Annotated in this window: 4 protein-coding genes; 1 reads left to right on the top strand and 3 read right to left on the bottom strand. The window is 66.8% G+C overall.

The annotated features are described in order from the left end of the window. Positions 1-15: 15 nt before the first annotated feature. Together nphA and CQZ88_RS11870 are read right to left on the bottom strand one after the other, a co-directional pair. Positions 16-546: an NADH-dependent flavin reductase gene (gene nphA / locus CQZ88_RS11875; protein ID WP_006933892.1), complete on the bottom strand. Its 531-nt coding sequence runs from the start codon at positions 544-546 to the stop codon at positions 16-18. Between the two features lie 28 nt (positions 547-574). Further along, positions 575-2,137, bottom strand: coding sequence for a 4-hydroxyphenylacetate 3-hydroxylase family protein (locus CQZ88_RS11870; protein WP_043799290.1), 1,563 nt, complete (start codon positions 2,135-2,137; stop codon positions 575-577). Positions 2,138-2,374: 237 nt separating this feature from the next. On the opposite strand from CQZ88_RS11870, the gene CQZ88_RS11865 reads away from it, so the two are divergent. Next, positions 2,375-3,397, top strand: coding sequence for an AraC family transcriptional regulator (locus CQZ88_RS11865; protein ID WP_006933888.1), 1,023 nt, complete (start codon positions 2,375-2,377; stop codon positions 3,395-3,397). A 54-nt stretch (positions 3,398-3,451) separates the two neighbouring features. Here the strand turns inward: CQZ88_RS11865 and CQZ88_RS30925 are convergent. Then, a partial coding sequence (locus tag CQZ88_RS30925; RefSeq protein WP_258008566.1) for an FAD-binding oxidoreductase occupies positions 3,452-4,065 on the bottom strand: 614 nt, incomplete at its 5' end.

Raw genomic sequence — 4,065 nt, 5'->3', positions numbered from 1 at the left:
CCCCGCCCTGCTCGATCAGAACCCCCAGGGTTCGTCCCTGCCCTGCAACTCGAGCGACCGGAAGGTGCCGGTGTAGAACACCAGCGGGTGCCCGTCGTCGTACCAGAGCCGCTCCACCCGGCCCACGTGCAGGGTGTGGTCACCCGCGGGATGCGAATCGACCACGGTGCACGCGAGGTGAACCAGTGCACCTTCGAGGAGAGGCACGCCCTTGCGCCACACGAACCGAACCAGATCCGGCTGGTTCGCCGCGCCGGCGAAGTGCAGGGACAACGGTTCCTGGTCCCCGGCGAGGATCGAAACGCCGTACCGCCCCGCCTCGCGGATCCGCTCGTTCATCTTGGCGCGGTTGGCGATCGATACGAGCACGAGCGGCGGATCGAGCGACACGGAGGTGAACGCGTTGGCGGTCATTCCGTGCACCGAGGCCTCGTCCTCGGACTCGGCGGTGGTGACGATGGTGACGCCGCTGGCGAACCGGCCGAGGGCCTTACGCATGTGCAGAGGCGTGACGTCGAGATCGGATCCCCGGGCGGTGTCGGTCATGACCGTGCTCCTCATCGCTGCGCCCCGTTCAGCTACGGACGATCTTCAGATCGTCGTTGTTGATCAGATCCGGGCGCGTCCAGCCGTCGATGTCGTATTCGGACATGCACTGCTCGGCGAAGCCCTTGAGCTGGTTGTCCAGGCCCTGAGCCTGGTAGGCGAACAGCGTCTGGAAGCGCACGGCCTCGTGGTCGCCGCCGTAGTTGCGCTCGTACAACTCGTGCCGGCCGCCGAACTCGGTACCGACGGCATCCCAGAGCAGCTTGAGCAGCTTGACACGATCGATGGCCACGATGCCGTTCGACCCGCGAACGTACTGGTCGAGGTACGGCCGGATCTCGGGGTTACCCCAGTCGCTCGCATGCGAATTCAGGTAGATCAGGCCGCTGCCGAGGGTCTGCTGGATGATCTCCTTGATCCGCGGGTAGCCGACGCCCATGAAGGTGCGGTAGGCGAGACCGTAGTTGAGGTTCGGTTGCACGGCCCCGTTGACCCACGGATCGGGCGTCTTCGCCATCGCGTCGGACAGTCCCCAGAACATGTCACGCCAGTTGAGGATCTCGCCGATCTGCATCTGCACGCCGCGGAATCCGGCCGAGCCGGTCATCTCCACCGCCTTCATCACACAGCCGGCGATGAAGTCCAGCTTCACGGCGAGACGGGCGCAACCGTGGAACATGAAGCGAGACATGAAGCCCGACTTCATCACGAACCCGTTGGTCGTCTCGGTGTCGTAGGCGAAGACGTTCTCCCACGGCACCAGCACCCGGTCGAACACCATGATGGCGTCGTTCTCGTCGAATCGGCTCGAGAGCGGGTAGTCGAACGGCGTACCCATGACGGCGGCGTTCATCTCGTAGGACGTACGGCAGAACAGCTTCAGGCCCGGCGAATCCATCGGGACGGTGAAGATCAGGCCGAACTCCTTCTTGCGGAGCGGCAGGCCGTAGTGCGCGATGAAGTTGGCGTTGGTGATCGCCGACCCGGTCGCCACCACCTTGGCGCCGGACACGATCAGGCCCGCGTCGGTTTCCTCCACCACGTGCACGCAGATGTCGGCGGTCTCGTCGGCGGGCTTGTCGCGGTCGATCGGGGGGTTCACGATCGCGTGGTTCATGTAGATCACGCGTTCCTGTGCTTCCTTGTACCACCGCTTCGCGTTGTCCTGGTACTCCCCGTAGAACTCCGCGTTGGCTCCGAGGGTGCCGAGGAACGACGCCTTGTAGTCGGGCGAGCGGCCCAGCCAGCCGTACACCTCGCGCTGCCAGGTGGCGATCGCATCACGAGCGAGGAGCAGATCGTCGGCACTGTGCGCCGTCTTGAAGAACGGATGGGTGAATCCTCCGTTACCGGTGTCGGTCGGCACCGACAGGATGCCCTTCGCTTCCGGCTTGTGCATCGCGTCGTACATCCGGGCCACCGACCGGACCGAATTGCGGAAGGCCGGATGTGTGGTGACATCGTCGACCCGCTCGCCACGGAAGTACACCTCACGACCGTCGCGGAGCGACTCGATGTACTCGTCGCCGGTCATGGGCCGGACGGTGTTGGGCGCTCCGACGGCGTCGCCCAGGATCGATGTGGTCGTCATGGTCTTCACTCCTGGTCTCGGGGGTGTGGTGCAGGAATCGGCTCGGGTGGGGAACGGCACGACGGGCGTCGACCCGGCCCGGCCGTATCCGCCGACTTCGGAGGATCCCGGCACCGATCACGCTGGCGCGCTTCGGTAACCGTCCTCGGTGGTCGCGCGGGGCCGGGGGTTGGGATATCGTTCCGGGCGCCACGTTCCTGTGATCTGTAACACTAGAAGGCGGAGGTGTGGTGGAACATGGCTGAGCGCGAACAAACGGGTGACTCTGCGCGCAACGGAGCGGCCCCCGGCATCGTTTCCCTGCGGACGCAGGAGCTGGACACGAGCGAGGGGCACACCCGATGGGCGAGCACGCTGGGGCAGCTGTACTGCGAGATGGACGTCGCGTGGCCGAACCCACGACGTCACTTCGACGCGGAATGGGGCGGCCGGCCGTTCGGCGATCTGCACGTCAGCACGATCCGGGCCGACGCCCACACGGTGGTCCGCTCGCCCGCGATGGTCGACTCCGACTCCGGTGCAGGCTATCTCGTGTGCATCGTGACCGAGGGCCACGTCGAGGTGCAGCAGTCGGGCCGGACCACGACGGTCGAGCGAGGGTCGTTCGCATTGCTCGACTGCGCCACCCCGTTCGTCTTCCACTCCCCCGCGCCGTTCCGGCAGATCGTCGTGCGGTCTCCTCGTGAACTGCTCACCTCGCGCCTGCCGGGGCGGATCGTCGAACACGGCACGGCCCGCACGATCTGCGGCGAGACCGGGCCGGGCGGACTGGTCGGTCGTTTCTTCGTCGACATCGCGTCGATGAATGCCCCCATCTCGCGGGGGGCCGCCGTGTCGTTCGCCTCCTCGGCCGTCGACATGCTGGTCACCGCCCTCACCGAAGGCACTGTCGCGACCGGTGCCGCCCAATTGCACCGCACGGAAGATCTCACCCGCGTCCAGCGGGTCATCGAACAGAAGCTGCACGATCCCGAGCTCACGCTTCCGGACGTCGCCGCCGACGCCGGGATGTCGTTGCGCAACGTCCAGAAGCTCTTCAGCGCAGCGGGCACCACTCCGCGCGCATGGCTGTATCAGGCACGGCTCGAGCGCGCGCGGAAGTACCTGCTGACGACCGAGATGTCCGTCGCCGAGGTCAGCGAATGCGCGGGCTTCCGGGACGTCTCCCACTTCAGCAGGACGTTCCGCGCCGCCTTCGGCGCGAGCCCCGGCCAGTATCGGAAGGAACGCGCCGGCCGCGAACCGGGGCACCGACACTGAACGACGACCGGCCGGGTGCTCGGGCTGAACCCGAACACCCGGCCGCGGAACCGGTCACACCGGCGACATCACCGGCGGCGCGCTGCCGACGGTGAACTCCTCCTTGAAGATCAACCGGGGCGCCATGCGACGCCGTTTGAGCGCCTTGACCGCCGCGGTGACCATGGCGGGTGGCCCGCACAGGTATGCGCTGCGCCCCTTGCAACTGGCGAAGTCGTCGAGCACGGCGTCGGTGACCACGCCGGTGGCGCCGTCCCACTGCTCCTCGCTGAGTACAGGGTGGTAGCGGAATCGGGGATCGGCGGCCTCGAGAGCCCGGAAGAAGTCCACGTCGTACAGATCCGCCTGCCCGCGCCCTCCGTGGTACAGGTCGATGCTCGGGACAAGATCGTTGGAGAGTGCATGGCGCACAATCGACTTCAAGGGGGCAAGCCCCGTTCCGCCGCCGACCAGAATGGCCGGTTCTTCCTGGGGACGAACCAGGGCGAACTGCCCCAGCGGCCCGCGCAGCCCGATCCGGTCTCCCGGCCGAAGCGAGCCGAAGATCCACCCCTCCGTCGCGAGCCCTCCATCGACCCGCTTGATGTGGAACTCGAGCCGGCGCGACTCGGAGGGCGGATTGGCCATCGAGTACTGACGCGCCACAACGGAACCCGGCACGATCAGCT

This window comes from Rhodococcus sp. ENV425 (assembly GCF_002887785.1).
In the GTDB taxonomy this organism is placed as follows: Bacteria; Actinomycetota; Actinomycetes; order Mycobacteriales; family Mycobacteriaceae; genus Rhodococcus; species Rhodococcus aetherivorans.
The sequence above is the reverse complement of the archived record's forward strand: the minus strand, read 5'-3'. Positions and strand labels throughout refer to the sequence as shown.

Excerpts from the sequence above, each read along its gene's own strand:
- nphA (WP_006933892.1), bottom strand. The coding sequence starts at position 546 with ATGACCGACACCGCCCGGGGATCCGATCTCGACGTCACGCCTCTGCAC.
- CQZ88_RS11870 (WP_043799290.1), bottom strand. The coding sequence starts at position 2,137 with ATGACGACCACATCGATCCTGGGCGACGCCGTCGGAGCGCCCAACACC.
- CQZ88_RS11865 (WP_006933888.1), top strand. The coding sequence starts at position 2,375 with ATGGCTGAGCGCGAACAAACGGGTGACTCTGCGCGCAACGGAGCGGCC.